Annotated in this window: 21 protein-coding genes; 10 read left to right on the forward strand and 11 right to left on the reverse strand. The window is 75.3% G+C overall.

Annotated features, from left to right (window positions below; all coding sequences use genetic code 11):
- Positions 1–3 precede the first annotated feature (3 nt).
- Positions 4–1002 carry a helix-turn-helix transcriptional regulator gene (locus tag ACZ6PY_RS17825; protein ID WP_466073422.1) on the reverse strand — a complete coding sequence of 333 codons (999 nt, stop codon included), beginning with the start codon at positions 1000–1002 and terminating at the stop codon, positions 4–6.
- A gap of 100 nt (positions 1003–1102) precedes the next feature.
- Here ACZ6PY_RS17825 and ACZ6PY_RS17830 point away from each other — a divergent pair, with 100 nt between their 5' ends.
- On the forward strand, positions 1103–1564 hold the full coding sequence (locus ACZ6PY_RS17830; RefSeq protein ID WP_466073424.1) for a VOC family protein: 462 nt from the start codon (positions 1103–1105) through the stop codon (positions 1562–1564).
- Between the two features lie 20 nt (positions 1565–1584).
- Here ACZ6PY_RS17830 and ACZ6PY_RS17835 read toward each other — a convergent pair whose 3' ends face one another.
- From ACZ6PY_RS17835 to ACZ6PY_RS17860, 6 genes are all read right to left on the reverse strand, one after another.
- Positions 1585–2196: a dihydrofolate reductase family protein gene (locus tag ACZ6PY_RS17835; RefSeq protein ID WP_466073426.1), complete on the reverse strand. Its 612-nt coding sequence runs from the start codon at positions 2194–2196 to the stop codon at positions 1585–1587.
- A gap of 94 nt (positions 2197–2290) precedes the next feature.
- Entirely contained in the window at positions 2291–2881 is a 591-nt protein-coding gene (locus ACZ6PY_RS17840; RefSeq protein ID WP_466073428.1) for an NADPH-dependent FMN reductase, read from the reverse strand.
- Between the two features lie 128 nt (positions 2882–3009).
- The gene (locus ACZ6PY_RS17845) at positions 3010–3453 is read right to left on the reverse strand and encodes an SRPBCC family protein (protein WP_466073430.1); all 444 of its coding nucleotides are present in this window, start codon (positions 3451–3453) and stop codon (positions 3010–3012) included.
- A gap of 23 nt (positions 3454–3476) precedes the next feature.
- Positions 3477–3827, reverse strand: a complete 351-nt coding sequence (locus ACZ6PY_RS17850; protein WP_466073432.1) for an ArsR/SmtB family transcription factor — start codon at positions 3825–3827, stop codon at positions 3477–3479.
- The gene (locus ACZ6PY_RS17855) at positions 3824–4285 is read right to left on the reverse strand and encodes an SRPBCC family protein (RefSeq protein WP_466073434.1); all 462 of its coding nucleotides are present in this window, start codon (positions 4283–4285) and stop codon (positions 3824–3826) included. Before ACZ6PY_RS17855 ends, ACZ6PY_RS17850 begins: the two co-directional genes overlap by 4 nt.
- Before the next feature lie 80 nt (positions 4286–4365).
- Positions 4366–7158: an ATP-binding protein gene (locus ACZ6PY_RS17860; protein WP_466073436.1), complete on the reverse strand. Its 2793-nt coding sequence runs from the start codon at positions 7156–7158 to the stop codon at positions 4366–4368.
- Between the two features lie 131 nt (positions 7159–7289).
- Here ACZ6PY_RS17860 and ACZ6PY_RS17865 point away from each other — a divergent pair, with 131 nt between their 5' ends.
- From ACZ6PY_RS17865 to ACZ6PY_RS17875, 3 genes are all read left to right on the forward strand, one after another.
- The gene (locus tag ACZ6PY_RS17865) at positions 7290–8579 is read left to right on the forward strand and encodes an MFS transporter (RefSeq protein ID WP_466073438.1); all 1290 of its coding nucleotides are present in this window, start codon (positions 7290–7292) and stop codon (positions 8577–8579) included.
- Positions 8576–11737 (forward strand): hypothetical protein, encoded by a 3162-nt coding sequence (locus tag ACZ6PY_RS17870; RefSeq protein WP_466073440.1) that lies wholly within the window; start codon positions 8576–8578, stop codon positions 11735–11737. Before ACZ6PY_RS17865 ends, ACZ6PY_RS17870 begins: the two co-directional genes overlap by 4 nt.
- A gap of 126 nt (positions 11738–11863) precedes the next feature.
- Positions 11864–14113, forward strand: coding sequence for a hypothetical protein (locus ACZ6PY_RS17875; protein WP_466073442.1), 2250 nt, complete (start codon positions 11864–11866; stop codon positions 14111–14113).
- Between the two features lie 14 nt (positions 14114–14127).
- On the opposite strand, the gene ACZ6PY_RS17880 is transcribed toward ACZ6PY_RS17875, so the two are convergent.
- Positions 14128–14868, reverse strand: a complete 741-nt coding sequence (locus ACZ6PY_RS17880) for an SDR family oxidoreductase (RefSeq protein ID WP_466073444.1) — start codon at positions 14866–14868, stop codon at positions 14128–14130.
- A 125-nt stretch (positions 14869–14993) separates the two neighbouring features.
- On the opposite strand from ACZ6PY_RS17880, the gene ACZ6PY_RS17885 reads away from it, so the two are divergent.
- Genes ACZ6PY_RS17885 through ACZ6PY_RS17895 form a run of 3 tightly spaced genes read left to right on the forward strand, consistent with a single transcriptional unit; the run spans position 14994 to position 16295 of the window.
- Positions 14994–15464 carry an RrF2 family transcriptional regulator gene (locus ACZ6PY_RS17885; RefSeq protein WP_466073446.1) on the forward strand — a complete coding sequence of 157 codons (471 nt, stop codon included), beginning with the start codon at positions 14994–14996 and terminating at the stop codon, positions 15462–15464.
- Positions 15465–15495: 31 nt separating this feature from the next.
- Positions 15496–15819, forward strand: coding sequence for an ArsR/SmtB family transcription factor (locus tag ACZ6PY_RS17890; protein ID WP_466073448.1), 324 nt, complete (start codon positions 15496–15498; stop codon positions 15817–15819).
- Complete coding sequence (locus tag ACZ6PY_RS17895; protein WP_466073450.1) at positions 15816–16295, forward strand: SRPBCC family protein; 480 nt, start codon at positions 15816–15818, stop codon at positions 16293–16295. Before ACZ6PY_RS17890 ends, ACZ6PY_RS17895 begins: the two co-directional genes overlap by 4 nt.
- Before the next feature lie 62 nt (positions 16296–16357).
- Here the strand turns inward: ACZ6PY_RS17895 and ACZ6PY_RS17900 are convergent, their stop codons facing one another.
- A complete protein-coding gene (locus ACZ6PY_RS17900; RefSeq protein WP_466073452.1) occupies positions 16358–17548 on the reverse strand; it encodes a spore photoproduct lyase family protein in 1191 nt (396 codons plus the stop codon).
- 157 nt (positions 17549–17705) lie between these two features.
- Between ACZ6PY_RS17900 and ACZ6PY_RS17905 the strand changes: the two genes are divergently transcribed.
- Together ACZ6PY_RS17905 and ACZ6PY_RS17910 are read left to right on the forward strand one after the other, a co-directional pair.
- Positions 17706–18059, forward strand: a complete 354-nt coding sequence (locus ACZ6PY_RS17905; protein ID WP_466073454.1) for a cupin domain-containing protein — start codon at positions 17706–17708, stop codon at positions 18057–18059.
- A 26-nt stretch (positions 18060–18085) separates the two neighbouring features.
- On the forward strand, positions 18086–18820 hold the full coding sequence (locus ACZ6PY_RS17910) for an alpha/beta fold hydrolase (RefSeq protein ID WP_466073456.1): 735 nt from the start codon (positions 18086–18088) through the stop codon (positions 18818–18820).
- Between the two features lie 40 nt (positions 18821–18860).
- On the opposite strand, the gene ACZ6PY_RS17915 is transcribed toward ACZ6PY_RS17910, so the two are convergent.
- Positions 18861–19955 carry a nucleotide disphospho-sugar-binding domain-containing protein gene (locus ACZ6PY_RS17915; protein ID WP_466073458.1) on the reverse strand — a complete coding sequence of 365 codons (1095 nt, stop codon included), beginning with the start codon at positions 19953–19955 and terminating at the stop codon, positions 18861–18863.
- Positions 19956–20072: 117 nt separating this feature from the next.
- Here ACZ6PY_RS17915 and ACZ6PY_RS17920 point away from each other — a divergent pair, with 117 nt between their 5' ends.
- Positions 20073–23411: a S8 family serine peptidase gene (locus tag ACZ6PY_RS17920; protein ID WP_466073460.1), complete on the forward strand. Its 3339-nt coding sequence runs from the start codon at positions 20073–20075 to the stop codon at positions 23409–23411.
- Here the strand turns inward: ACZ6PY_RS17920 and ACZ6PY_RS17925 are convergent.
- Positions 23399–25399, reverse strand: coding sequence for an AfsR/SARP family transcriptional regulator (locus ACZ6PY_RS17925; RefSeq protein WP_466073462.1), 2001 nt, complete (start codon positions 25397–25399; stop codon positions 23399–23401). The genes ACZ6PY_RS17920 and ACZ6PY_RS17925 overlap by 13 nt on opposite strands.
- Between the last annotated feature and the right edge of the window lie 69 nt (positions 25400–25468).

Below are 25468 nucleotides of genomic sequence, written 5' to 3' on the forward strand. Positions count from 1 at the left end.
GGCTCAGGGCCGCGCCGGGTCCGGCTCCGCAGCGGCCGCCGTGCCGGCCGCCAGCAGCCGCTCCGCCAGCACGCGACAGCGCCTCCGCAGCTCCGGCGGGTCGAGCACCTCGAAGTGGTGGCCCAGCAGCAGCACGTGCACGAGCACGACGTCGAGGCTGCCCGCGCCGCTGAGCACCTCGCAGCGCTCCCCGTCGCGACGCCGCACCACGGCAGCCGACGCCGGGATCTGCGCGCGTACCGTGTCGGCCGGCGCGTGCACCAGGAAGCGCGCCCGGTGGGGGTAGACCCGGCTCGCCACCCCCTCCTGCACGTGGCTCGCCGCGTCGGGCGCCGTACGCGGGTGGAAGCGCCAGCTGCGTGCGGCCACGTCGGTCATCCGGTCGACCCGGAAGCTGCGCCAGTCGTCGCGGTCGAGGTCGTAGGCGAGGAGGTACCAGCGCCGGTCGGAGGCGACCAGGCGGTAGGGCTCCACCCGCCGCGGTCGCACCTCGCCGCGGGACGGGTAGTCGAAGCCGGCCTCGACCTCGTCCCGGCAGGCCCGGGCCAGCGTCATGAGCGCCTCGGGGTCGACCGGTGGGCGGCCTCCGCCGAAGGACTCCACCGAGCCGGCGAGCGCGCGCACGTCGTGCCGCAGGCGGGTGGGCAGCACCCGGTCGAGCTTCGCCAGCGCCCGGAGCGCGGCGTCGGCCGCCCCGGCGATCGCGCCGCCCGCGCCGGCGAGCAGCGAGACCGCGGTGGCGATCGCCTCCTCGTCGTCGAGGAGCAGCGGCGGCAGGGCCCGCCCCGGGCCGAGCCGGTAGCCGCCGCCGACGCCCTGGCCGGCGTGCACCGGGTAGCCGAGCGCGCGCAGCCGCTCGACGTCACGCCGGATCGTGCGCGGCGTGACCCCGAGCCGGTCGGCGAGCTCCGGGCCGGTCCAGACCTGGCGCTGCTGGAGCAGCCCGAGCAGGGTGAGCACCCGTTCCGTCGTGCCCCGCTCGTCGCCGCCCGCCACGCCCATGTCACCCACCCTGCCCGAGATAGCGGACCGATCCTGTCCGCCAGGGGTGTCAGAGTAGGTGACATCCGCACCGGCACACCGCGATGAACGGAGCAACCCGATGAGCCGCCACTTCCAGGTCACCTTCGACGCCCACGACCCGCGGGCGCTGTCGTCCTTCTGGCGGGACGCGCTGGGCTACGTCCACCCCGGCCCGCCCGGAGTCGACCTGCCCGAGGGCGCCGACCCCCTCGCCGCGTGGGACGACTTCCTGGCCCGGATCGGCGTACCGGAGGAGCAGCGCAACACGCGGTCGGCCATCGAGGACCCGGACGGGCACGGCCCCCGGGTGTTCTTCCAGCAGGTGCCGGAGGACAAGGTCGCCAAGAACCGCGTCCACCTCGACGTCCGCGCCGCTCCCGGGCTGCGGGGAGAGGAGCGGATGGCGGCGTTGGAGGCCGAGTGCGACCGGCTCGTGGCGCTGGGCGCGAAGCGGGTGCGCCGCTACGAGCCCGAGCCCCCGCTGAGCGCCGGCCACATCGTGCTGACCGACCCCGAGGGCAACGAGTTCTGCCTCGACTGAGCGCCCCTCGGCGCGGCGGCCTAGGCGGCGAGGTTGCCGTAGGTCGGCCGTCCCGCGGCCTCGTAGGTCAGTTGCAGCGTGCCGTTGGGGTGGCCGACCGACTCGGTGAGCCGGAACGCCGCCGGCATCGTGCCGTCCGCGAACAGCCGCTTGCCGGACCCCAGCGTCAGCGGGTAGAGCCAGAGGTGCAGCCGGTCCACGACGCGCAGGCGCAGCAACGACTGCACCAGGTCGAGGCTGCCGATCACGTGGAGCGCGTCGTGCCGGTCGGTCAACTCGGCGACGGCGTCGGCGAGGTCGCCGCCGAGCAGCGTCGAGTTCGCCCAGTCGAGGGGCTCGTGCAACGTGCGGCTCGCCACGTACTTGGGCACGTGGTTGAGCAGCCCGGTGAACGGGATCTCCGCGGGCGCCGTCGGCCAGTAGCCGGCGAAGATGTCGTAGGTCCGGCGACCCAGCAGCAGCGCGTCCATGCTGCTGGCCTGGGCGAACATGGCCTGGCCGGTCTCGTGGTCCACCAGCGGCGCCTGCCAGCCGCCGTGGGTGAAGCCATCGGCGCGGTCCTCGTCGGGCTCCCCCGGCGCCTGCGCCACCCCGTCCAGCGTCACGAACTCCGTCACGACCAGCTTGCCCATGTGCCGCGTCCCCTCTCACTCCGTGATCCGTCCCTCGGCAGACCGCGGCGTCGGCCGGAACTCATCGGTCTGCGCTCGTGGATCCGGCCGGCCGCTACGCGTGGGACTGCGGGGTGGCCATCGTCGTGCCGGAGCGCAGGGTCGCCAGGGCGCCGCTCCAGGCCACCAGCTGGTCGAGCATCATGTTCACCGCGCCGACCTGGTGCTCGCTGGGCTTGAACACGCTGAAGTTCTCGAAGTCGGTGAAGAGGGAGAGCGCGACCTGGGCCCGCACGTCCGCCATCTGCAGCTCGGCGACCACCAGGCGGAGGTGCTCGACCGCCCGGGTGCCGCCGACGCTGCCGTAACTGACGAACCCGGCCGCCTTGTTGTTCCACTCCGCGTAGAGGAAGTCGATCGCGTTCTTCAGCGCGCCGGAGGTGGAGTGGTTGTACTCCGGTGTGACGAAGACGTAGCCGTCGAACGAGGCGATCTTCTCGGCCCACCGCAGGGTGTGCGGCTGGGTGTACTGGCCGAGCGACGGGGGCGCCATCTCGTCGAGGTGGGGCAGGTTGAACTCCTTGATGTCGACGAGTTCGTACTGGGCGTCGTCGCGCTGGGCGGCGATCTCGTGGACCCACCGGGCCACGGTCTCCCCGTTACGCCCGGGACGCGTGCTGCCGATGATGATGCCGATCCTGGTCATCGCGGTTCCTTCCGTCCGTCCGCCCGGCGACAGCGGGCGCGGCCGGCGTGTACCCGGTCGGCACGGTTTCGAACGGTGGCACCGCGCACGGTCGTCCCTGGGCGGCCAGGGACGACCGTGACCCGGCCTCAGTGCCAGTCGCTGATCTGCACGTCCCGCGGCGACGGGGCGCCCTCGCCGGTCTCCACCAGCGACTTGAGGCTCAGCAGGTACGAGCCCCACTTGGTGCTGCAGTGGTGCATGAACTCCACCGGCTCCCGCCAGCCCCGGTGCGAGAAGAGCACGATCGTCCAGTCGCCGTCCTGGCGGAGGTCCCAGTCGACAGTGGTTCCCACCCACTCCTCGGGGCCGTCGACCACCCGCCAGGACACCCGCTCGGCGGGCCGGAGCTCGACGACCTCCATGTCGAAGCCACCCGGCGGGAACCGGAACTCGAGGACGCCGCCGACCTCGCCACTGCCCTTCGTGTCGTCGGTCCACCAGCCGGCGAGGCCCTCGACGGTCGTCAGTGCGTAGTACACCTTGTCCGGCGTCGGGGTCTTGACCCCGACGCGGTGCAGAATGTCCACCATCTCGACTCTCCCTGATCCTCGTGTCAGTCCGTCTGATTGCGCTGGATGGTCTCGGCGATGCGCTTGATCCGCCGCAGCCGGGCGTCCCACGCCGACCCGACCGACGACAGCTGGGCCACCGCGCGGGCAAGCTGGGCGTCGTCCACCCGGTAGCGCTTCTCGCGGCCGGCCGGCGTCGCCCGGACCAGGCCGACCCGGTCGAGGACGCCGAGGTGTTTGGCCACCGCCTGCCGGGTGACCGGCATCTGCTGGCTGAGGGTGGTCGCGGTGCCGTCGCCCTCGACGAGCAGCAGGTCGAGCATCCGGCGCCGGGTCGGGTCCCCGATCGCGGACCAGAGGTCGTCGTCGACCTGCTCCATGACCTCGGTGCTCATGCCCGCACCGGCAGCGTCGCGGCGTACGGCGCCAGTCGCGGCAGGAAGAAGTCCCAGCCGGTGACGTGCTCCCGGTACTGCTGCTCCAGCACGGCGATCTCCCAGCCCATCTCCCGGAAGCCGCTCTCGGTCATCCTGAGCAGCGTCCCGGCGCCCGACGGGGTGAGGTCGAAGGTGACCAGCAGCGAGTTGCCCTCCGCCGCGACCTCGCCGGCCGGGTGCGTCCACCGGAACGAGAACGTCCGCGGCGGTCGCGCGTCGACGACGGTGAACGGCACGGCCGTCCCGCCGGCGTCGCGGTCGCCGAAGACGATCTCTCCCGTCGACCCGGGTGTGGGGTCGTACCGGGCGTCGTCCGGCCACCACTGCCTGAGATGGTCGGGGCTGCTCACCACCTCGAAGACGATCTCGGGCGACGCCTCGACGTAGATCTCGCGCTCGATGGTCCCGAACTCCATGACGACCTCCTGCAACGTTTGGTTGCGCATGACGCTACGCGGATGTCCGGCATGACGCAACCACTGGTTGCGTTCTGGTGTCAGCGGGGCGCCATGGGGGTGAGGCCGAGCCCGGCGAGCACCGCGGACCCGCGAAGGGCGTCATCGCCGCCGGCGAGCACCAGGGTCCGGGCCGCCTGGTAGCGGCAACCGCTCGCGTCGAACGCGGCAGCCGTGGCGAGCAGCCGCTGCCGGTCGCCGTCGAACAACGCGGCGGCCCGCTCCACGATGGCGGCGGCGACCGGGTTGCCAGCAACGACGGCCCGCGCCTCGGCCAGCCGATCGGCGGCGTCGGGGTTCCCGGCGAGCACGCTCGCCTCGGCGCGCAGGGCCACGTACCAGTGGAGCCAGATCCAGGTGACCCACTTCCACACGTCGGCCGGCTCGGGCGCCAGCCGCTCCCACGCCTCCCCGGCCCGCCCCTGGTGCAGCAGGAGAATGGCGTCGAAGACCGCGCCGTAGCCGTAGACATGCTCCGGCGGGGCCCCCAGGCGGCGCAGGACCGCGTCCCACTCGCGCCGGGCGTCGTCGTCGTCGCGCAGGCCGTGGATCATCGCCACACCGGCCACGGCCGGGCCGAGGACCGACCGTGCGGGGCTGCCGGCCCGCTGCCACGCCTCCAGGAACCGGGCGCCGCCGGTGAGGACCTCGTCGACGTTGCCCGCGAACGCGTCGGCCACCAGCAGCCAGCTCGTGGCGCGGTGGCCGACCTCGGCGAGCAACGGATGATCCGCGAGCCGCCGGCCCCACCGGCGGGCGCCCGGCAGGTCCCCGGCGCCGAGGCCGGCCTCGGTGGCCATGCCGAGAGCGTCGATCAGCTCGTGGGTGCCGGCCGGAGTGTCCGGCGCGGCCGAGAGCAGCGTGATCCGGCGCCGCGCCGTGGCCGCGGCGGCGAACGCGTCACCGGCCCAGCTCCGGGCCCCGGTGAGCGCGTCGAGCGCGGCGGACTCGGCGAGCGGGTCGCCCGTGCGGTGCGCCAGCTCCACGGCCCGTTCGGCGCGGGCCACCGTCTCCGGCACCGCGTTCTCGGCCGGCCCCTGGGCGGCGCCGAACGCGTCGGTGAGCACCCCGGCCTCGGCCAGTGCCAGCGCGGCCGCGGCGGCGGGGTCGTCGCCGGCCAGCTCCCGCGCCTCGGCGATGAGCGCGACCGCCTCGGCCTCCGGCGTGAGCCGGGCGAACTTGCTCCAGAACCGGTAGGCGTTGGTGGCGGCGGTCGCCAGGTCGACGGCGGCACCGGCGGTGTCCCCCGCCCGGCGCGCGGCGTCCGCGGCGGCGCGCTGGAAGCGGTACATGTCGTCGCCGCGCATCCGGCAGCCGGCCACGGCCGCGGCCTCCCGGAGCATCGACGCGGTGTCGGCCGGGTCGTCCGCGAGCGCGGCCGCCTGCGCGAAACGCAGCTGCGACTCGCCGACCAGGTTGCGGGTGAAGGTCAGCTCCGCCAGGCGCCGGGCGAGGCGGTACGCGTCCGCGCGCTGCCCGGGCCGGTCGGCAGCCCACGCCAGGGCGGACCGGAGGTCGTCCGCCACCGCGTCGAAGCGCGCCCGCCAGTCCGCGCCGACCACCGCCAGGCCGGCGGCCTCGGCCAGACACCAGCGCAGGTGCCGGGCGCGTGCGTCGTCCAGCTCACCGGCCTCGGTGAGCCGCTCCGTCCCGTACTGGCGGATGGTCTCCAGCGCCCGGTACTCGGTGCCGCCGAGGGAGGCCGTCACCACCAGCAGGCTCTGCTCGGCGAGCCGGGCCAGCCCGTCGGCGACCACTCCCGCGTCGGACCCGGCGACCTCCGCCGCCGCCGCGACGGTGAACGGCGCCACGAACACCGACACCCGGCGCAGCAGCGCCCGGTCGGCCGGCTCCAGCAGGGCGTGGCTCCAGTCCAGCGCCGCCCGCACCGAGCGGTGCCGGTCGTCGGCGCGGGACCCGCCGGCGAGCATCCGGAGCTGGTCGGACAGGCCCGCGGTGAGGCCGTCGAGCCCGAGCGTGGACCACCGGGCGGCGGCCAGCTCGATGGCCAGCGCCACCCCGTCGAGCCGCGCGCAGACCGCGGCGACGTGGTCGCGCTGGGCGGGATCCGGCGGCCGGCCCACCGCCGCCGCCCGCTCCAGGAACAGCGCGACGGCGTCGGACTCCCCGTCGCCGGCCAGGGACAGCGGCGGCACCGGGTACACCCGCTCGAACGGCACCATGAGCCGGGCCCGGCTGGTCGCCAGCACCGTCACCCGGGGGCAGCCCGCGAGCAGCCGCTCGACGAACGGCGCCACCCCGTCCCGCACCTGTTCGCAGTTGTCCAGCACCAGCAGGGCGTGCCGGTCGGCCAGCGCGGCGACCACCGACTCGTCGATGGCGGCCCCGGGCTGCTCGCCGAGGCCGAGCGCCGCGGCGACCGCGGCCGCGACCACGGACGCCCCCGGGTCGGTGACCGGGACCAGGTCGACGAACCACACCCCGTCGGCGTACTCGCCGGCCGCCTCGGCGGCCAGCGTCAACGCGAGCCGGGTCTTGCCCACGCCGCCGGGGCCGACCGCGGTCACCTGCCGGTGGGCCTTGACGATCTCGGCCAGCTCGGCCCGCTCCCGGGCCCGGCCGACGAACGAGGTCAGCGGCGTCGGCAGGGCCGGCGCCGGGTGGGACCGGTCGGCGCGACCCGGCGCGGACGCGCGCTGGGCGAGCGCCCGCCGGTCCGGCAGCGCCAGCTTGCGCAGCAGCGAGGAGACATGACTCTCCACGGTGCGCACCGAGATGAACAACCGTGCCCCGATCTCGGCGTTGCTGAGGTGCTCCCCCACCAGCGCCCACACCTCGGCCTCGCGGGCCGAGACCTCCCCCGTCGCCGTCACGGGCCCATTCTCGCCCACCCCCGTGCCGCCGATCCGTGGTGGTTTCCGTGGTCGGCACCGATGCCCGTCCCGCCTCCCGCGGGCGAGGCTCAGGCGCAGGCGGATCGGTGACGGCGGACGGAGCGGCGGAGATGAACTCAGGGTCTGGTGTGCGGTCGTGGGCCGGCTCGGTCGGGCGGCTGCTGAGACAGCCGGTGCTTCGCCGGATCCTGCCCGGAATGCTGGTCTCCTCCCTCGGCGACGGCATGAGCATGGTCGCCGTGGCATGGCTCGCGGTCCAGATCGCGCCGGCCGGCCAGGCCGGTGTCTGGACCGGGCTGGCGGTGGCCGCGTACGCGCTGCCGGCCCCGATCGGCGCGGCCGTGCTCGCCCGGCTGGTGCGGCGGATGCGCGCCGCGCACCTCGTGGCGGCCGACGCCTCGGTACGGGCGGTGGCCCTCGGCGCGGTCGCGATCCTGGCGGTGTCGGGGCTGCTGGAGCCGGTGGCGTACGTGGCGTTGCTGGCGGTGTCCTCCCTGCTGCACGCGTGGGGGAACGCCGGGGCGTACACGCTCGTGGCGGAGGTGCTGCCGGAGGAGGAGGACCGCCTCACCGGCAACGCGCTGCTGTCCACGTTCGCGCAGGCCGCCTTCGTGGTCGGCCCGGCCCTGGCCGGCGCGCTGACCGCGCTGGTCGGCCCGGGCTGGGTGATCGGGGTCGACGCGGCGAGCTTCGCGGTGCTGGCCGTGGCCGGCTGGACGGTCCCGGCCCGGCGGGCCGCCGCCGTCGGCGTGACGGCGGCCGAGCCGGCGGCGGGTGGCTGGCGCACCATCGCGGACCGGCCGCGGCTGCTCGGGCTGATCGCGGTCACCTGCGCGTTCTTCTTCCTCTACGGCCCGGTCGAGGTGGCCCTGCCGGTCCACGTGGCCCAGGGGTTGCACGGGTCACCGGGCCTGCTGGGTCTCTACTGGACGGTGTTCGGCGTCGGGGCGACGGCGGGCGCGCTCGGGGCTCCGCTGCTGCGGCGCCGCCCGCCCTGGCCGGTCGTGGTGGGCATCATCGTGGGCTGGGGCGCCGCCCTGCTCCCCCTCGGGCTCACCGACGCCGTGGTGCCCGGGCTGGTCGGGCTCGCCCTCGGCGGCCTGGTCTACGGTCCGTTCACCGCCATCTCCACGGCGCTGTTCCAGCGGGACACCCCACCGCGGGCCCTGAGCCGGGTGCTCGCCGCCCGCACCGCGCTGACCACTCCGGCCACCGCACTGGGCACGCTGCTGGGCGGTCCGGTCGTCGCGGCGGTCGGCGGCCGGCACACCCTGCTGATCTCCGCCGTACTCACGATCGCCCTGGGCGCCGGTGTCGCCGCCGCCCTGCGACCCGCCCGGTCCGACCGGCAGCCCGCGCACGCGGGCAGCGGCGGGAGCACCTCTACGATGCGAGCGTGATTCACGTCACTCCGGCCCGGAGGCCGTACACGCTGCTCGCCGCCGCGCTCGTCCTGCTGGTGCTCGGCGCGGGTGTGGCCTGGGGCGTCGACGACGCGCTCGGGCTGAGCCACGCCCCCGCGGCCGTGCCGCACGAGGACGTCGCCGCCGCGCCCCGGCGGGTCGCCGCGCCGGCGCCGCCGCTGTCGTCCGTGGTCGTGCCCGACGAGCCGCGCACCCGCAAGGCCGCAGCCGCGGTCGCCGACGCCCTCGCGGCGCGCGGGCTGCCCCGCCCGGCCGTCACCCCGGCCACGCCGGCGCCGCCGGAGACCGCGCCGCCGGCGGGCCCCGCCGCACCGGACCCGTCGGCGGTGACCACGCTGCGGGCGGCCGTGCTCCCCACGCCGGGCGCGGCGGCGGAGTCCTACCGGCTCCGCGTCCGCGGGACCGAACTGGCCGTCGACGGGACCGACGTCGCCGGCGCCGCGGCCGGGCTGTACCGGCTCGCCGACCGGATCCGCTCCGGCGCCGAGGTGCTGCCCGCCGCCGAGGCGGGCCGGCTGGTCACGCCCCGGCTCGGCCTGCGGCTCACCGACGCCGGCTCGGTGGGCCGCGAGCCGGACCCGGCCGCGTTCGCGGCGGGTGACGACTACCGCCTGAACACCGACGTGGTCGGGCCGGCGCTCCTGCCACGGGCGCCGTGGGTGGACGCCGACGCGGTGGCCCGCGTCGGCGCGCAGTTCCGGCAGTTCGTCGACCATTCGGTGGCCCAGGGCTACAACGCCGTCGTGGTGCCGGGTTTCCTGGAGTACGTCACCTTCGCGAAGATCGGCGACGGGCACGCGGTGTACCCGCCGGGCGACACCCACGTCGACCGCGCGCGGGCCATGGTCGCGGCGTTCGGCCCGGTCTTCGGGTACGCCGAGCAGATGGGCGTGAAGGTCTTCCTGCTCACCGACATGCTCGCCGTGTCACCGCCGCTGGAGGCGTACCTGACGAGGACCGCCGGCGGGCTCGACGTGGCCGACCCCCGGCTCTGGGCCGTCTACCAGGCCGGGCTGGCCGAACTGTTCGAGAGCATGCCGTTCGTCGACGGGCTGATGGTCCGCGTCGGCGAGGGCGGCGAGGTGTACGCCCAGGACGGCTGGGACTACTCCTCGAAGCTGGCCGTCACCACGGAGGCGTCCGTGCGGGCGATGCTGCGCGCGCTGCTGGACACCGCCGGACGGGCCGGCCGGGAGGTCATCTTCCGGAGCTGGACGGTCGGCGTGGGCGCGGTCGGCGACCTGCACACCAACCCGGAGTCGTACGCGCGGGTGCTGGGCGGCATCGACGATCCGCACCTGATCGTGTCCACCAAGTACACCCTCGGCGACTTCTACAGCCACCTGCCGCTGAACACCACCCTGCTGGCCGGTGCGCACCGCCGCATCGTGGAGTTCCAGGCCCGGCGCGAGTTCGAGGGGTTCGGCGCGCTGCCCAACGACCTCGGACCGCTGCACCGCGAGGCGCTGCGGGCGTTCCTCGCCGCCAACCCGAGGGTCGAGGGCGTCTGGAACTGGACCCAGGACGGCGGCCCGCTGCGCGCCGGACCGATGTCGCTCTACCTCCGCGCCGGGTTCTGGCAGCTCTACGACCTCAACACCTACGCCGTGGCGCGGCTGGCCTGGGACCCGGACACCGATCCGGCGCAGGTCACGGCGGACTGGGCGTACCGCACGTTCTCCGCCGACCCGGACACCGTGGCGGCGATCGGGCAGGCCATGGCGCTGTCCCGGCCGGCGGTCACCCTCGGGCTCTACATCGGCCCGTACGCCGACCGGTCGGTGCGGGCGCTCGGGCTGGAGCCGCCGCCGATGATGTGGATCTTCGAGTGGGACATCCCGACCGGCGACTCGGCGGCCCTGGACAGCATCTACGCGGTCACCGACGGCCGCGTCGACGAGGCGGTCGACGAGGGCGGACAGGCCGTCGCGCTGGCCCGGCGCATGCGGGACCTGGTGGCCGCCACCGACCCGGCGACCTGGCGGGACGCGGCGCTCCGCGAGCACTTCACCGGCACGCTGGACTACCAGGTGAACCTGTTCGAGGCGCTGGCCGCCTACCGGACCATGGTGCTGCGGCACGCGCAGTGGCTGGACACCGGCGCCCCGGCCGCCCGCGACGGCTGGCGGGCCGCCGCGGCCGCGTACCAGCAGGCGCGGGACGCGCACCGGCAGCGCTACGGCGCCGACCCGGACCTGCCCGCGTACAACTTCACGGCCGCCGACCTCGGGGCGGAACGCGCGGACCGGGACCCGGCCATGGCCTGGGCGGCCCGGGCGCTGCTCGCGCTGATCCTCGTGGTGGTGCTGCTCGGCCTGCGCGGGCGGGGGCTCGGCGCGGCCGCCGCGCGCGGGCTGCTGCTGGGGGCGGTCCGGCCGTGGCGGGTGGCCGCGCTGCCGGTGCCCCGGTCCCGGGCGGACCGGCTCCTCGTGTGGCTGGTCCCGGCCCTGGTCCTGGTGGCGAGCCGGCTCGTGTTCACGTGGTTCGCCGCCCCCGCGCACCTGCTGGTCAGCCTCGGCGGGTGGGCGCTGTTCGCCCTCGTCGTCCGCGTCGCGGTCGGCCGGCGGGACCCGTTCCACCTGTGGGCCGTGGTGGGCGGCGTCGCGCTGCTGCGCAGCGTGCTGCTCCTGGCGGCGCTCGCCGGCCGCGGACCGGGCGGCTACTGGTTCGCCTTCTGGACCGCGCCGGCCCTGCGCGCCGCCTACCTGACGGCCGCGTTCGCCGCGTTCGGCTGGCTGTTCGTGGCCACCGCCGTCGTCCTCCGCGACCGGTACGCCGTGCGGCGACGCCGGGTCGTCGGGCTGAGCCTGACCGCCGCGGGCGTCCCGCTCGGCGTGCTGGCCGGTCTGGTGGCGGTGGTCGGCCTGGAACGCGCGCTGACGGTGTGGAACGACCAGCTGGCGCTGCTGCCGTGGGGCCTGTCCCGCATCCTCGGCATCACGGTCTACCTGGGCATTCCCGCCGACCTCGCGGGACACGCCGCCGCCGTCGGAGCGGTCCTGGCCGGCGTCGGCGTGCTGCTGTCCGCCGGTCGGGGGACAGCGGACGGCCGGACCGGCGCCGGCGGCGCGCCACGACCCGCCGCAGCGGTGACCGGAGCCGCGCCCGACGGGTCCGGGAGGGTCCGCGGGTGAGCCTGCCGGGCTGCCGACGCCGGGAAGCGGTTGGGCCCGGCCGGGCGGGGTAGACCGCCCCGAGCGGCGGGGCCCTCCTCGGCCGGGTTCATCCGGTCCGGCCCCCAGAGACGGCTCGGGGGGCCCATGTCTGACGCGGCAGCGCGGGGCGGACCGGCGGCGTGTGGCGACGTGGTCGAGCTGCGGGTGCACGGGGCCTCCCGGGCGAGCGCCGGCCAGGTCCTGGACCTGCCGCAGATCGAGCAGGTCGCGGGCGACCGCAGCGGGGGCTTCTACCGGCCCGCCCGCCGCAAGCCGGGCGTCGGCGGAGCCGGGCGGGTGACGCTGGAGGCGTACCGCTGGGGCGACCTGCCCGCCGGGACCGTCACCCGGACCCTCTCGCTGGTGTTCCTGCTGCCGTTCATGCTCGTCAACGTGGCGATCTGGATGCGTCCGCCGGGCCGCGGCTCCGACGTGACGGTCCGGTCGCTGTGCCGGTTGCTGGGGCTCACGCTCACCGCGCTCTACGTGCTCGCGTGCGCCGGCGTGGCACTGGACCTGATCGCCTGGAAGTGCACGGCGTCGCCGCACTGCCTGACCGGGCGCAGTTGGCTGTCCTGGCTGGGTGGGCGGCCGGTCGGGCTGCGGCTGGCGGTGCTGGCGCTGGCGCCGGCCGCCGCCATCGGCCTGCTCTGGCGCGCCAGTACCCGCCCGGGGCGGGTGTTCGAGGCGTTCCGCGCTCCCGAGGCCGAGGTGTCCGCCCATCAGCTCGGCACCGTCGGCCGGTGGGACTCCGAGCCGCTGGTGGGCCGGCTGCGCTCCATCCACGTCGCGGCGGCGTTCGCGACGCTCGACGTCACGCTGCTCGCCGCCCGGGCCGCACCCGGCGCCTCGGCCGGCACCGTGGCGCTGGCGGTCGTCACCGGGGCGGTCCTGCTCGCCTGCGGCGTCCTGCTCTGCACGCCGCCGCTGATCGACCGGGCCGCCACCGACCGGCGGCTCGACCGGGTCACCAGCACGCTGCGGACGGTCGCCCTGGTCCTCACGGTCGTCGTCACGGCACACGTCCTGGCCGGCCCGGCGGCGTGGCGCGAGGAGGGTGGGCTGCCCGGCTACGACGCGATCCTCACCTGGCTGTTCGTCACCCAGACGACGCTGCTGGCCACGCTGGGCGTCGTGCTGCTGTCCCGCCGGGACCGCGGGCCGGGCGGCACCCCGCTGCTCGGGCTGGGCGCGCTGGCGACGGCGGCCGCGGCGATCAGCCTGGCGGTGGCGTACTCCGCCGAACTGGTCTACCGGGTGGCCGACTTCCTCGACCGCGACGCGCCGACGGGGGCGGCCATCACCGCCGGACCGCCGCGGGCGTACACCTGGGCGATCTTCGGCTTCTTCCGGGCCGTGCTGATCACGCTGGTCGTGGCGGGCCTGGTGACCGTGCTCTCCCGGCCGGGTCGGCTCCGCGCCGCGGCGGCGATCGTCGCGCGTGACCATCCCGACCCGCCGCCCGGCGCCGAACCGCGACTGCGGCAGGTGCGGCAGGCGGTGGCCCGGGCGCGGTTCACCGAGATCCTCATACCGCTGGCCGTGGTCTACGCCTGCCTCGCCGGGATCGGCACGGCCACCACCACCCTCGGCCGGATGGAGGTGTGGCCGGGTGACGTCATCGAGCGGTTCGCGGGGGTGCCGGCCGACCTGGTCACCTTCCTCATCGCGTTCGGCAGCTGGGTGATCGCGGCGATCATCCTCGGCCTGGTGCTCGGCGCGATCTTCGCCTACCGGACCGCCGAGTTCAGGCGTCACGTCGGCATCCTGTGGGACCTCGGCACGTTCTGGCCGCGGGCCGCCCACCCGTTCGCGCCGCCCTGCTACGCCGAGCGCGCCGTGCCGGAGCTGGCCCGGCGCATCACCTTCCTGGTCGAGTCCGGCAACGCCGTCCTGCTCACCGGCCACAGCCACGGCTCGGTCCTGGCCGCCGCGACGGTGCTCCAGTTGCCGCCCCGGATCAGTCGCCGGGTCGCGCTGCTCACCTACGGGTCGCCGCTGCGCCGCCTCTACGCCCGACTCTTCCCCGCCTACGTCGACGACGAGGCGCTGCGCGAGATCGGCGCGCGGGTCGGCTGGCGGTGGCGGAACCTGTGGCGCGCGACCGACCCCGTCGGCGGCTGGATCTTCTCCGCCCACCCGCCGGAGGCGCCGGATCCGGCCGGGGATCCGGCCGCGGCAGTGGACCGCCGGCTGCGGGACCCGGCCGCCGTGGTGGCCCCACCGGGCGACAGCGTCCCGCCGCCGATCCAGGGGCACCGGCCCGGCGAGTCCGACCCGCCGTTCATCGCGGAGGCGCGCGAGCTGGTCGCGCGCCTCCGCGAGCCGCCGGACGCGCCGGACGCCGTCGGCTGACGGCCCGACCGGGGTCAGTGGGCGGACCGCATCCAGTCCCGGTAGTGCGTGGGCGCCAGGCGTGCGTCCGGGCCCCCGGTCAGCACGTCGCCGTCGACCACCGCGAACATGCCGGCCCCGTCGTCGGTGACGACGGTCCGGTCGTCCCCCTGTGCGGCCAGGGTGAGCCGGCCGAGCTCGTCGAGGGCGAAGACGTCCGGGCCCGCGACGTTGCGGATGCCGTTCAGCGGCGCTCCGGTGGCGACGTCGACGACCGCGTCGACCACGTCCGCGGCGGCCATCGGCTGGATGGGGGTGGCGGGCAGGCGAACCGTGGTGTCGTCGGAGGTCCAGGACAGGACCGCGTTCATGAACTCGAAGAACTGGGTGGCCCGCACGATCGAGTACGGCGTGGGCCCCTGCCGGAGCAGGTCCTCCTGGAGGGTCTTGGCGCGGTAGTAGTCGAGCTGGGGCACCTGGTCCACCCCGACGATCGAGAGGACCACCTGGTGCCGGACGCCGGCACGCTCCCCGGCGGCCAGCAGGTTGGTCATCGAGGTGCGGAAGAAGTCGAGCGAGGCCTCGTCGAAGGTCGGCGAGTTCGCCACGTTGACGACCACCTCGGCGCCCTCCAGCGCCGTGTCCAGCCCGCCACCCGTGAGCAGGTCGACCCCGGTGGACAGCGCCGCGGGGACGGCCTCGTGCCCGGCGGCGGTCAGCTTCCGGACCACCTGCGAGCCGATCAGTCCGGTGCCACCGATGACTGTGAGCTTCATGGCACTCACCCTTCCACGGCGCGCCGAAGGGCACGCCGGCTTCGTCGAGGCGCCGCCTCGAACTCGGATAACTTCTGTCCGAGACTCTAATCGGATAGTCTTTGTCCGAGTCAAGAGGGGGTCCCATGAAGCTGTCCGGCGGGGTCGAGTGGGCACTGCACTGCTGCGTGGTGCTGACCACGGCGACGGCACCCGTGCCGGCGGCCCGGCTGGCGGAGCTGCATGACGTCTCCGGCAGCTACCTGGCCAAGCAGTTGCAGGCGCTCTCCCGCGCCGGCCTCGTGACCTCCGTCCAGGGCAAGGCGGGCGGCTACGTCCTGACCAGAGCGCCTGAACTGATCACGGTCCTCGACGTCGTCGCCGCCGTCGACGGCGACCAGCCCGCGTTCGTGTGCACCGAGATCCGCCAGCGCGGCCCGCTCGCCACCCCGGCCGAGGCCTGCACCGGGCCGTGCCCGATCGCCCGCGCGATGGCCGGCGCCGACGCCGCCTGGCGCGCCGCCCTCCGGGCCGTCTCCATCGCCGACCTCGCCCGGGACGTCGACGCGGACTACGGCCCCACCGCGCTCGCCGGCATCCGCGACTGGCTGTCTTGACTCCAGTCTCGGTAAGTCGTAGCTTACGTTCGTGGCTACTTACCGAACGGGCGACGGCTGGGACGCCCTGGGCGACCCCACCCGGCGCGCCATCGTCGCCTGCCTGGCCGAGCGACCCCGTGCGGTCGGCGAACTCGCCGACGAGCTGCCGATCAGCCGACCGGCGGTGTCCCAGCACCTCAAGGTCCTGAAGGACGCCGGACTGGTCACCGACCAGGCGGCCGGCACCCGGCGGGTCTACCGGCTCAACCCGGCCGGCGTGGCCGCGCTACGGGACCAGCTCGACACGTTCTGGCACCGCGCGTTGGACAGCTACCAGAGCGCCGTCGAACAACCAACCGAGGAGACCCCATGACCGAGACAGAAGTCCCTGTGGTCCGCCGGCAGATCGTCGTCGAGGCGCCGCTGGAACGGGCGTTCACCGTGTTCACCGAGCGGTTCGGTGACTTCAAGCCGCCGGAGCACAACCTGCTCGGCGCGGCGATCGCAGAAACCGTGTTCGAGCCCAAGGTCGGCGGCCACATCTACGACCGGGGTGTCGACGGCAGCGAGTGCCGCTGGGCGCGCGTGCTCGCGTACGAGCCGCCCGACCGGGTGGTGTTCAGCTGGGACATCAGCCCCCGGTGGCAGGTCGAGACCGACCCGGACAACACCAGCGAGGTCGAGGTCCGCTTCGTGGCCGAGACCCCGCACCGCACCCGCGTCGAGCTGGAACACCGCCACCTCGACCGGCACGGCCCGGGCTGGCAGTCCGTCCGCGACGGCGTGGGGCACGACGAGGGCTGGCCGCTCTACCTCACCCGGTACGCCGCCCTCCTCACCGACCGCTGACCGCCGGTGCGGGGACGCGACCGGACGGGAGCGTCCCCGCACGTCACCGGGCCGGTCCGGAGTCAGGTCCAGTAGAGCACCCGGCAGGCCGGCACCCGGGCGGCCAGTTCCCGCTCGAACCAGGTGCGCAGCTCCGTCATCGTCTCCCGCGGGTAGACGTACTTCACCGCGCCGAACCGTCCGTACTTCCGGCGGCGGGACTCCTCGTCCATCTCCAGGCGGGTCCGCGGATACCAGCCGAGCAGCACCTCCTTGCTGCCCGGCGTGAACCGGTGGGTGATCAGCTCGGCGGTCAGGTCCAGCCCGGCCAGCCCGGCCACGGCCGCCGCCACCCCGTCCAGGAGCGCGCCGTAGTGCCGCCGCCAGTCCGGCACCGGGATGATCGGCGCGATGGTCAGCCCCACCGGGTAGCCGGCCAGGGCCAGCCGGCGCAGGGCCGCGAGCCGGTCCGGCACCGTCGCGGTCCCGCCCTCCAGGCGCTCGCTGACCGGCGCGGCGTTGACGCTGAACCGCACCCGGGTACGCCCCGCGTGCGGCAGCCCGACGAAGGTGTCCACATCGGCGTACTTGGTGGTCCAGCGCAGTTGCACCGGCGCGTCCCACGCGGCGAAGTGCTCCACCGCGCGTCGCCAGCTCCCGGTCAGGTGCTCCAGGGCCAGCGGGTCGGTGTAGCAGGACGCCTCGAACGTGGTCCCCTCGCCGGCCCGCGCGGCGCTGCGGCTGGTCACGGTTCCCCGCCCGGCGTACGCGGCCAGCCCGGCGAGGATGTCGTCGAGGTCCGCGTACACCCGGGTCACCGGCGGGCCGGACAGCGACCCGGCGAGGTAGCAGTACTGGCAGTGCGCCGGGCAGCCCTCGGCCAGGTCGACCCGCCAGTCCGCGCTCGGCGCGATCGGCTGCAGCGCCCGCCGCGACGGCGGGCTGACCACGATCGCCAGGGTGGCCTTGGCCCGCGCGTACGTCTCCCGCTCGGTCTCTCCGCGCACGCCGGTCAGCCGGTTGGCGCGCAACCGCTCCACCTCGATGCCCAGCGCCTCGACCCGGTCGACCACCCGCCGCCCGTGCGGGTGGTCGAGGGCCGCCGGAGTCGCCACCACCCGGCGCGGCGTCCAGCGCCGGGCCGGCCGGGCCGCCGGCGCCAGACCGGTCAGGTCGCGTGTCGGCACCCCCTCACCGCTGGCGTCGTGCGAAGCCAGAGGCACGTCCACGGCGAGCGGCTCGTCGACGTCGACGGCGTTGCTGTCCGGCCTCATCCGGCCCGCCTACCCGCTTCCCCTTCCGTCAACCGCGGAGCTGATCCGGCCGGGGTCGGGCATGTCTCGACCCGGGGCGGGTAACGCCACGACCCCGGTGCCGCGCACCTCCCGGAACCGCAGGAGAGCGTGGGGATCGACTGGACAGGAGACGGGCATGTCGCACCATCCCGGCGTCGCCGAGCCGCCCACCGTCCGGCGTACCGAACTCCAGCGGCACCCGGCCTCCGTACCGGGTCGGCTGATCGTGCAGACCCTGTTCGAGATCCCGGTCGGGCTGGCGTCCGGGCGGCACCGGCACCCCGGCGAGGAGGTGGGATTCCTCATCCACGGGGTGATCGCCATGGAGTTCGACGACCGGCCCACCCTGACGGTCCACGCCGGGGAGCCGTTCCTGATCCCGCCCGGAGTCGTCCACAACGCCCGGAACATCACGGCCGACGTCACCACCATGATGCTCTCGACCTACCTGGTCGACGAGACGCAGCCCCTCGTGACGCCGTGTGACTGACGGACCGTCGATCGAAAGGACCGATCATGACCAGCACCTCCGCGCGTCCCGGCCGGCCCACCGTCGTCCTGGTGCACGGCGCCTTCGCCGACAGTTCCAGCTGGAACGGGGTGGTGGAGCGGCTGACCGCCGCGGGCGTCGCCGTGAAGGCGGTGCCCAACCCGCTGCGCGGCATCGCCGAGGACGCCGCGTACGTGGCGAGCGCCCTGCAGCAGACGCCGGGCCCGGTCCTCGCGGTCGGCCACTCCTACGGCGGGGCGGTCATCACCAACGCCGCCTCGCGGGTCGACAACGTCGTGGGCCTGGTCTACGTCGCCGCGTTCGCCCCCGAGGACGGCGAGACGCTGATGGACATCGAGGGCAGCTCCAAGGACAGCGTGCTGACCTCGGCGCTGGTGCCGGTGCAGTATCCGACCGCCTCGGGCGCCGAGACGGAGTTCCTCATCGACCCGGCGAAGTTCCACGACGCGTTCGCCGCCGACCTCACCGAGAAGGACGCCGCGGTCATGGCGGTCACCCAGCGCCCGGCCTCCTCCCTGGCCTTCTCCACGCCGACGACGAACCCGGCCTGGAAGAAGCTGCCCTCCTGGGCCGTCGTCGCCACCGGCGACCGGGCCGCCGGCAGCGACGTGCTGCTCCGGATGGCCGAGCGCGCCGGCGCCACGATCACCCGGGTCGAGGCCTCCCACGTCGTCATGGTCACCCAGGCCCAGGCGGTCACCGACGTGATCATGCAGGCGCTCGACGGCGTGTCCCGCTGACCGCGCCCGGCACGGCACGGTGGCTCGCGCCGGGGCCGGGTCACCGGAGGAGCGCGGTCAGCGCGGTCACCACGTCGGAGGGCGGTGGCATGGCCGCCATCTCGTCGCGTACCTCGCCCGCCGCCGTCCTGAGTTCCGCGTCGGTGACGAGCCGGGTCAGGACGTCCGGCGCGATGGCCCGGGCGGCCACCGTGAGACCGGCGCCGCGCCGCGCGACCACCTCGGCGTTGTGCCGCCGGTCGCCCGGGCCGGGCACGACGAGCTGCGGCACGCCGGCGGCCAGTGCGCCGAGCACGCTGCCCGCCCCGCCGTGGTGCACGCACGCCGTCGCGTACGGGAGCACCCGGTCCAGCGGCACGCGGCCGACGGTCCGGACGTTCTCCGGCAGCCGCGGCAGCCGGCCGGGCGGCCGGACGAGCACGATGTCGGCGTCCACCGTGGGCGCGGCCGCGATGATCGCCGCGGTCGGGTCACCGCCGCCCGGGCCCGCGACGGTGCTGCGGCTCACGATGATCCGCGGCCGCTCCCCGGCGCTCAGGAGCCAGGCCGGCACCTCTCCGCCGCCCGAGCACGGCACCGCCCGCATGGGCGAGCCCGGTCTCGGTCCGGTGAGGCTCGGCGGTGACACCGTGATCGTGGCGGCCGGCGTGCCGATCCGGTACCGCCGCATCGGCTCGCTCGCCGCCACGGCCGCGACGAGATCGGCGGCGGGGAACAGGTTGTTCTCCTGCAGGACGGCGGGAGCCCCGACCTGCTCGGCGGCGATGCCGCCGGCCACGCCCAGCGGCTCGTAGACGACCAGGTCGGGCCGTTCGCGCCGGGCCAGCGCGACCACCGCGTCCGCGAACGTGGCGTTGGCGGCACCGAACAGCTCACCGACGACCGCGGTGCCGGCACGCCCAACCAGTTCCCGGCGGGCCAGCAGCGGATGGCGCAGCAGCACCCGGCCGGCGATCCGGCCGAAGGCGAACCCCGGCGCGACGTCGTGCGCCGGCAGGCCGCCGAGGTCGACGTCGAGGGCGTCGCCGCCACTCGCGACCAGCACGTCGTGGCCGGCGTCCCGCCAGGCGAGGGCCAGCGGGAGCAGCGGCAGCAGATGCCCCTGCAGCGGCGCGGAGACGACCAGGACACGCATGCCCCATTGAAACCCGGAGCGGCCGCCGCCCATTGTGACCCAGGTCACTTTCAATGAACTGTCGCCCGCCGGCCACGTCCGGATCACCTGGATACCTCTCGCGTTCATCCAGGGAGCATGATGCGTTCAACTCGCAAGTTATCGGCGCTGGCGCTGCTCGCGCTGGGCGTCTCGGTGGTGGCTCCGGGCGGTACGCCGGTGTCGGCGCAGCCCCGAGCCGCCACGCCGGCGACCACACCCCCGGTCGCGTCCCAGCCCCGGGCGGTCACCCTGCTCACCGGCGACACCGTCCACGTCAGCACCGTGAACGGCCAGACCGCCGTGAGCGTCGTGCCGGGCAAGGGACGGGAGCGGATCCCGTTCCTCACCCAGAGCGCCGGCAAGGAGGTGCGGGTCATCCCCGCCGACGCCGTCGGGCTGCTCAACCGGGGCAAGCTCGACCAGCGGCTCTTCGACATCACGACGCTTGTCGGCTTCGGCTACGACGACACCCGGGCCACGCTGCCGCTGATCGTCCAGCACACCGGCGCCGCCCCCGCCGGCCTGACCGGCGCCCGGACCACCCGGGAGCTGTCCGGGGCGAGCGCCGTCGCGGAGAGCCGGGCGGACGCCGTGGCCTTCTGGAACACCCTCACGTCCGCCTCCGGCGGCGCCGAGCGGCGGCTGCGGGCCGGGTTCGACAAGGTCTGGCTCGACGGGCTGCGTCACCCCACCCTCGACGTGAGCGTCCCGCTCACCGGCGCGCCGGAGGCCTGGCGGGCCGGCTGGACCGGAACGGGGGTGAAGGTCGGCGTGATCGACACCGGCGTCGACCAGACCCACCCCGACCTGGCCGGCCGCGTCGCCGCCGCGGCGAACTTCACCTCCGACCCGGACACCCTCGACCGGGTCGGCCACGGCACCCACGTCGCCTCCACCATCGCCGGCACCGCGGCCGCGTCGCAGGGCCGCTACCAGGGCATGGCGCCCGGCGCGACCCTCTACAGCGCCAAGGTCTGCGTCGAGGAGGGCTGCCCGGAGTCGGCGATCCTGGCCGGCATGACCTGGGCGGCGCAGCAGGGCGTCAAGGTCGCCAACATGAGCCTCGGCGGCCCGGACAGCCCGGAGACCGACCCGATCGAGGCCGCCGTGGCCGACCTCACCCACCGCTACGGCGTGCTGTTCGTCGTCGCCGCCGGCAACAGCGGCGAGGCCGGCGAGTCCACCGTGAACTCGCCCGGCAGCGTGACCGAGGCGCTGACCGTCGGCGCCGTGAGCAAGACCGGTGAGCTGGCCGGCTTCTCCAGCCGGGGTCCGCGTGCGGGGGACGCCGGCATCAAGCCGGACGTCACCGCGCCCGGCGTCGGCATCCTCGCCGCCCGCAGCTCGACCTCCGACCTGCCGCCGGACGACGGGAACCCGCAGTACACCAGCCTCAACGGCACGTCCATGGCGACCCCGCACGTGGCCGGCGCCGCGGCGATCCTGACCCAGCAGCACCCGGACTGGTCGCCCGAGCGGATCAAGTCCACGCTCATGGCGGCCGCCCGGCCGAACGCCGCCATCGGCGTCTACGAGCAGGGTGCGGGCTTCCTCGACGTCGCCCGGGCGATCCGGCAGGGTGTCACGGCGAGCCCGGTCAGCGTCGCCTTCGCGCGCACCGGCGCCGCGCAGCAGCGCACGATCACGTACGCGAACAGCGGCTCCACCCCGCTGACCCTGGCCGTCTCCCTCGACGCGAAGGACGCCGACGGGGCACCCGCACCGGCCGGCCTGTTCCGCCTCGGCGCCTCCTCCGTGACGGTCCCGGCCGGCGGCACGGCCACCGTGACCGTCACCGTGCAGGCCGGCACCGACCTGCCGGACCACTACTTCGGCGGTGAGGTGACCGCCACCGGCGGCGGCGTGCAGGTGCAGACCCCGGTCGCCCTCGACATCGCCCGCCACCAGCTCAGCCTCAAGCTCGTCGGGCCGGACGGCGGTGCGCCCACCCCCGAGCAGGGCTGGGTGACCCTCCTGACCGACCTGGAGCGGCAGACCGTCCTGGTGCTCGACAACCCCGCGGTCACCACCTACCGGGTCCGCGCGGGCCGCTACCTGGTCCAGACCTACCTGCTGACCGGCGACCCGTACGTCCCGAACGTCACGTCGCTGGTGCGCCCGAGCCTCGACCTCACCACCGACCAGGCGCTGACCGTGGACGCCCGCCGGGCGAAGCCGATCGCGGTGTCCGTGCCGAACCCGAAGGCCACCGCGGTCCACCAGGAGTTCGGCTGGACGATCCGGACCGAGCAGCCGCAGATCTGGGGCAGCAACGACCCGTTCGGCGTGGTCATGGGCATCCCCCTCGACCTCGTGCGGACCGCGCAGATCGGGGCCGGCACCACGCCCGGCTTCGTCTCCTACGTCAACGGGATGTGGGGTCGGGTGGCCGAGGACGGCAGCCTGCACAACAGCCCGTACGTCTACCGGGTCTACCTCTACGAGCCGCAGCGGATGATGACCGGCCTGACCCGCCGGCTGCGGGCGGGCGACTTCGCCACCGTCCGCTCCCGGATCAGCGCGGACGTGGCCGGCGTGCCGGTGGCGCGGACCGCGGTGGCGCACGCCCCCGGCAACTCGCCGGTCTACCGGGACGAGCGCACCATCCCGCCGAGCTTCACCTACGACGCGCCGGGCACCATCACCGAGTACTACAACCAGGACAAGCGTGCGGTGTGGCAGTCGACCTCGGCCCAGCTGCGGTACACGTACTACGAGTCGCCCTGGACCAGCTTCAAGCCGGGGCGCACGTACACGGTGGCGTGGGCCAACGGGGTGGCCGGGCCGGTCTTCCCGGCGCCGAACTTCGGCCAGCAGTACGCCACGCGTTACTGGGGTGACACGATCGGCGGGCCGGGGCCGCTGCACGGCGACGGCTCCGGGCACATGGGCTTCCGGCACGTCGTCGGCGGCAGCGTGGAGGTGAACCTCTACCGCAACGGGGTGAAGATCGGCGACGCGAACCAGACGCCGTGGACCTGGGACGTGCCGGCGGAGGCGGGTGCCTACCGGCTGGCCGCGACCTTCCGCAGCGACCCGGCCTTCACCCTGTCCACGGTGGTCGACGCGGAGTGGACCTTCAGGTCCGCCCACGTGCCCGACGGCAAGCTCGTGAAGCTGCCGATGACGGCGATCCGGTACAGCCCGGCGCTCGACATCGACAACCGGGCGCCGGCCGGCCGCCTGTTCGCGATCCCGTTCTCGCTCGACCGTCAGGTCGGGGCGGCGCCGGGCCGGACCCGGACCCTGACCGTCGAGGCGTCCTTCGACGACGGCAGGACCTGGCGGCAGCTGACCCTGCAGCGTTCCGGCGAGAAGGGGATCGCCTGGGTGCGCAACCCGGCGGGCAGCGGCTTCGTCTCGCTGCGGGCGGCCGCGACGGACACCAGCGGCAACACGGTCAAGCAGACCATCATCCGCGCCTACCGGTACTGACAACGGCCCCGGACGCGGCGCCGACCGGCGTCGCGTCCGGGTTCACCGGCGGGTGCGCGCGCGTGCACGCCGAGGTGTTCGTGCATCCGCTCGACGGCGGCGTCCCGCTCCGCGGTGTCGTCGTGCTCCTCCCCCAGCTCCGCGGCGTAGGCCCGCAGCAGGTCGTGCATCCGCCACCGCCCGTCGCCGGGCCGCACCAACAGGTACGCCGCCAGCTCGGCGAGCAGGCCGCGGGCGGTGCGCGGGGACAGGCCGGCCAGGGCCGCCGCCGCCTCCGTGCTCACCTCCCCGGCCGGGTGCAGGGGCAGCAGCCGGAAGAGCCGGGCCGCCCCGGGGGTCAGGGCCCGGTAGGACCAGGAGAAGACCGCCTCCAGATCGGCGTGCGCGTCGCCGAAGCCGGCCAGCCGGCCGTCGGCCCCGGCCAGCTCACCGGCGACCGCCGGCAGGCTGAGCGCGGGCCGGCCGACGGCGCGGGTGGCGACCAGCGCCAGGGCCAGCGGCAGCCCGCCGCACCGGGCGACGATCTCGTCGACCGCGGCCGGGTCCGCGGCCGTCGCGTCGCCGAGCCAGCGGGTGAGCAGTTCCCGGGCCTCGGCGTCGGTCAGCAGGTCGAGGTGCACGGGGTGCGCGCCCGCCGGGCCGGCCGAGCCGGTGATCCGGCGGCGGCCGGTGGCGATGACGAGACTCCCGCCGGTGCCGGGCAGCAGGTGCCGGACCTGGTCCCAGTCGCGGCAGTTGTCGAGCAGGACCAGCACCCGGCGCTCGGCCAGGATGCTGCGGTAGAGGCCGGCCTGCGCGTGCAGCTCGGCCGGGATGGCGGCCGGCGCGACCCCCAGCGACCACAGGAAGCCGCGCAGCGCCTCCGCCGGTGTGAGCACCGAGTCGCCGGAGTCGAAGCCACGCAGGTCGGCGTGCAGCTGTCCGTCGGGGTAGCGGGCGGCGAGCCGGTGGGCCAGATGCACCGCCAGGGTGGTCTTCCCCACCCCGGGCATGCCGTCGATCACCAGCGCGGCGGGCGGGCGCTCGCCGGCCAGCAGTTCCTCCGCGGCGGCCAGCAGGTCACGGCGGCCGCTGAAGTACGGATGGTCGGCCGGCAACTGCGCCGGCCGCCCGGCCGGCGGCGACGCCTCCGGCGCGGCTGGCGGCGCGGATCCGGCCGCCGTCACGCCGGGCGGCGCTCCGGACCGGATGGAGGCCGGCCCGGCGCCGGGCCACGGCCGGGAACCGCCGGCCGCAGCGTCGGGGCCGAGCAGGCTGTCCCGGGCCGCTCGCAGGTCGGCGCCCGGCCGGATGCCGAGCTCGTCGGCGAGCCGGTGCTCGATGTCGGCGTACGCCGCGAGGGCCTCGGCCCGCCGGCCGTCCGCGGCGAGCGCGAGCAGCAGCCGCGCCTGGAGTCCCTCGTCCAGCGGCTCCCGCTCGGCGGCCAGCCGGATCGCGGGCAGCACCGCGGGAACGCGGCCGGCCCGCAGCGCGGCGTCGGTCGCCGCCCGGACGGCGGCGAACCACTCGCCGTCGACAGCGACGAACTCCGGATGGGCACGGGCGTCCGCCCGCAGGTTCGCGGCGCACCGGTCGCGCCACAGCGCCAGCGCCTCCCGGTAGAGCTCGACGCCCACTGCGCCGGGGTTGCCACCGGCCCGGCCGACCAGGCGCCGGAAGCGCAGCAGGTCGAGCGAATCCCTCTCGATCAGCAGCCGGTACCCGGCGCCGTCGCGGATCAGCACCGAGCCCGACGCCCGCGTCGGCAGTCCCGGCTCGAAGCGCCGCCGGAGCGCCCCGACGTGCCGGTGCACCACGTTGACCGCGCTGGGCGGGGGGTCGGACTCCCACAGCAGGTCGACGAGCTCGGCGACGCTGACCGCGGCGCCCGACCGGACCAGCAGGAGCGCCAGGATCAGCCGCTGCTGCCGGGGGCCCAGGTCGAGCTCGGACCGGCCGCGCCAGCCCCGTACCGGGCCGAGAACGGCGAAGGAGAGCGGGGTGGTCATCCGGACGTGATCCGTACAGAGCTGCTTGCCACGACCGGCACAGCATGGCAGGGGCCGCCGCGAGACCGG

This window comes from Micromonospora sp. NPDC048907 (assembly GCF_055586885.1).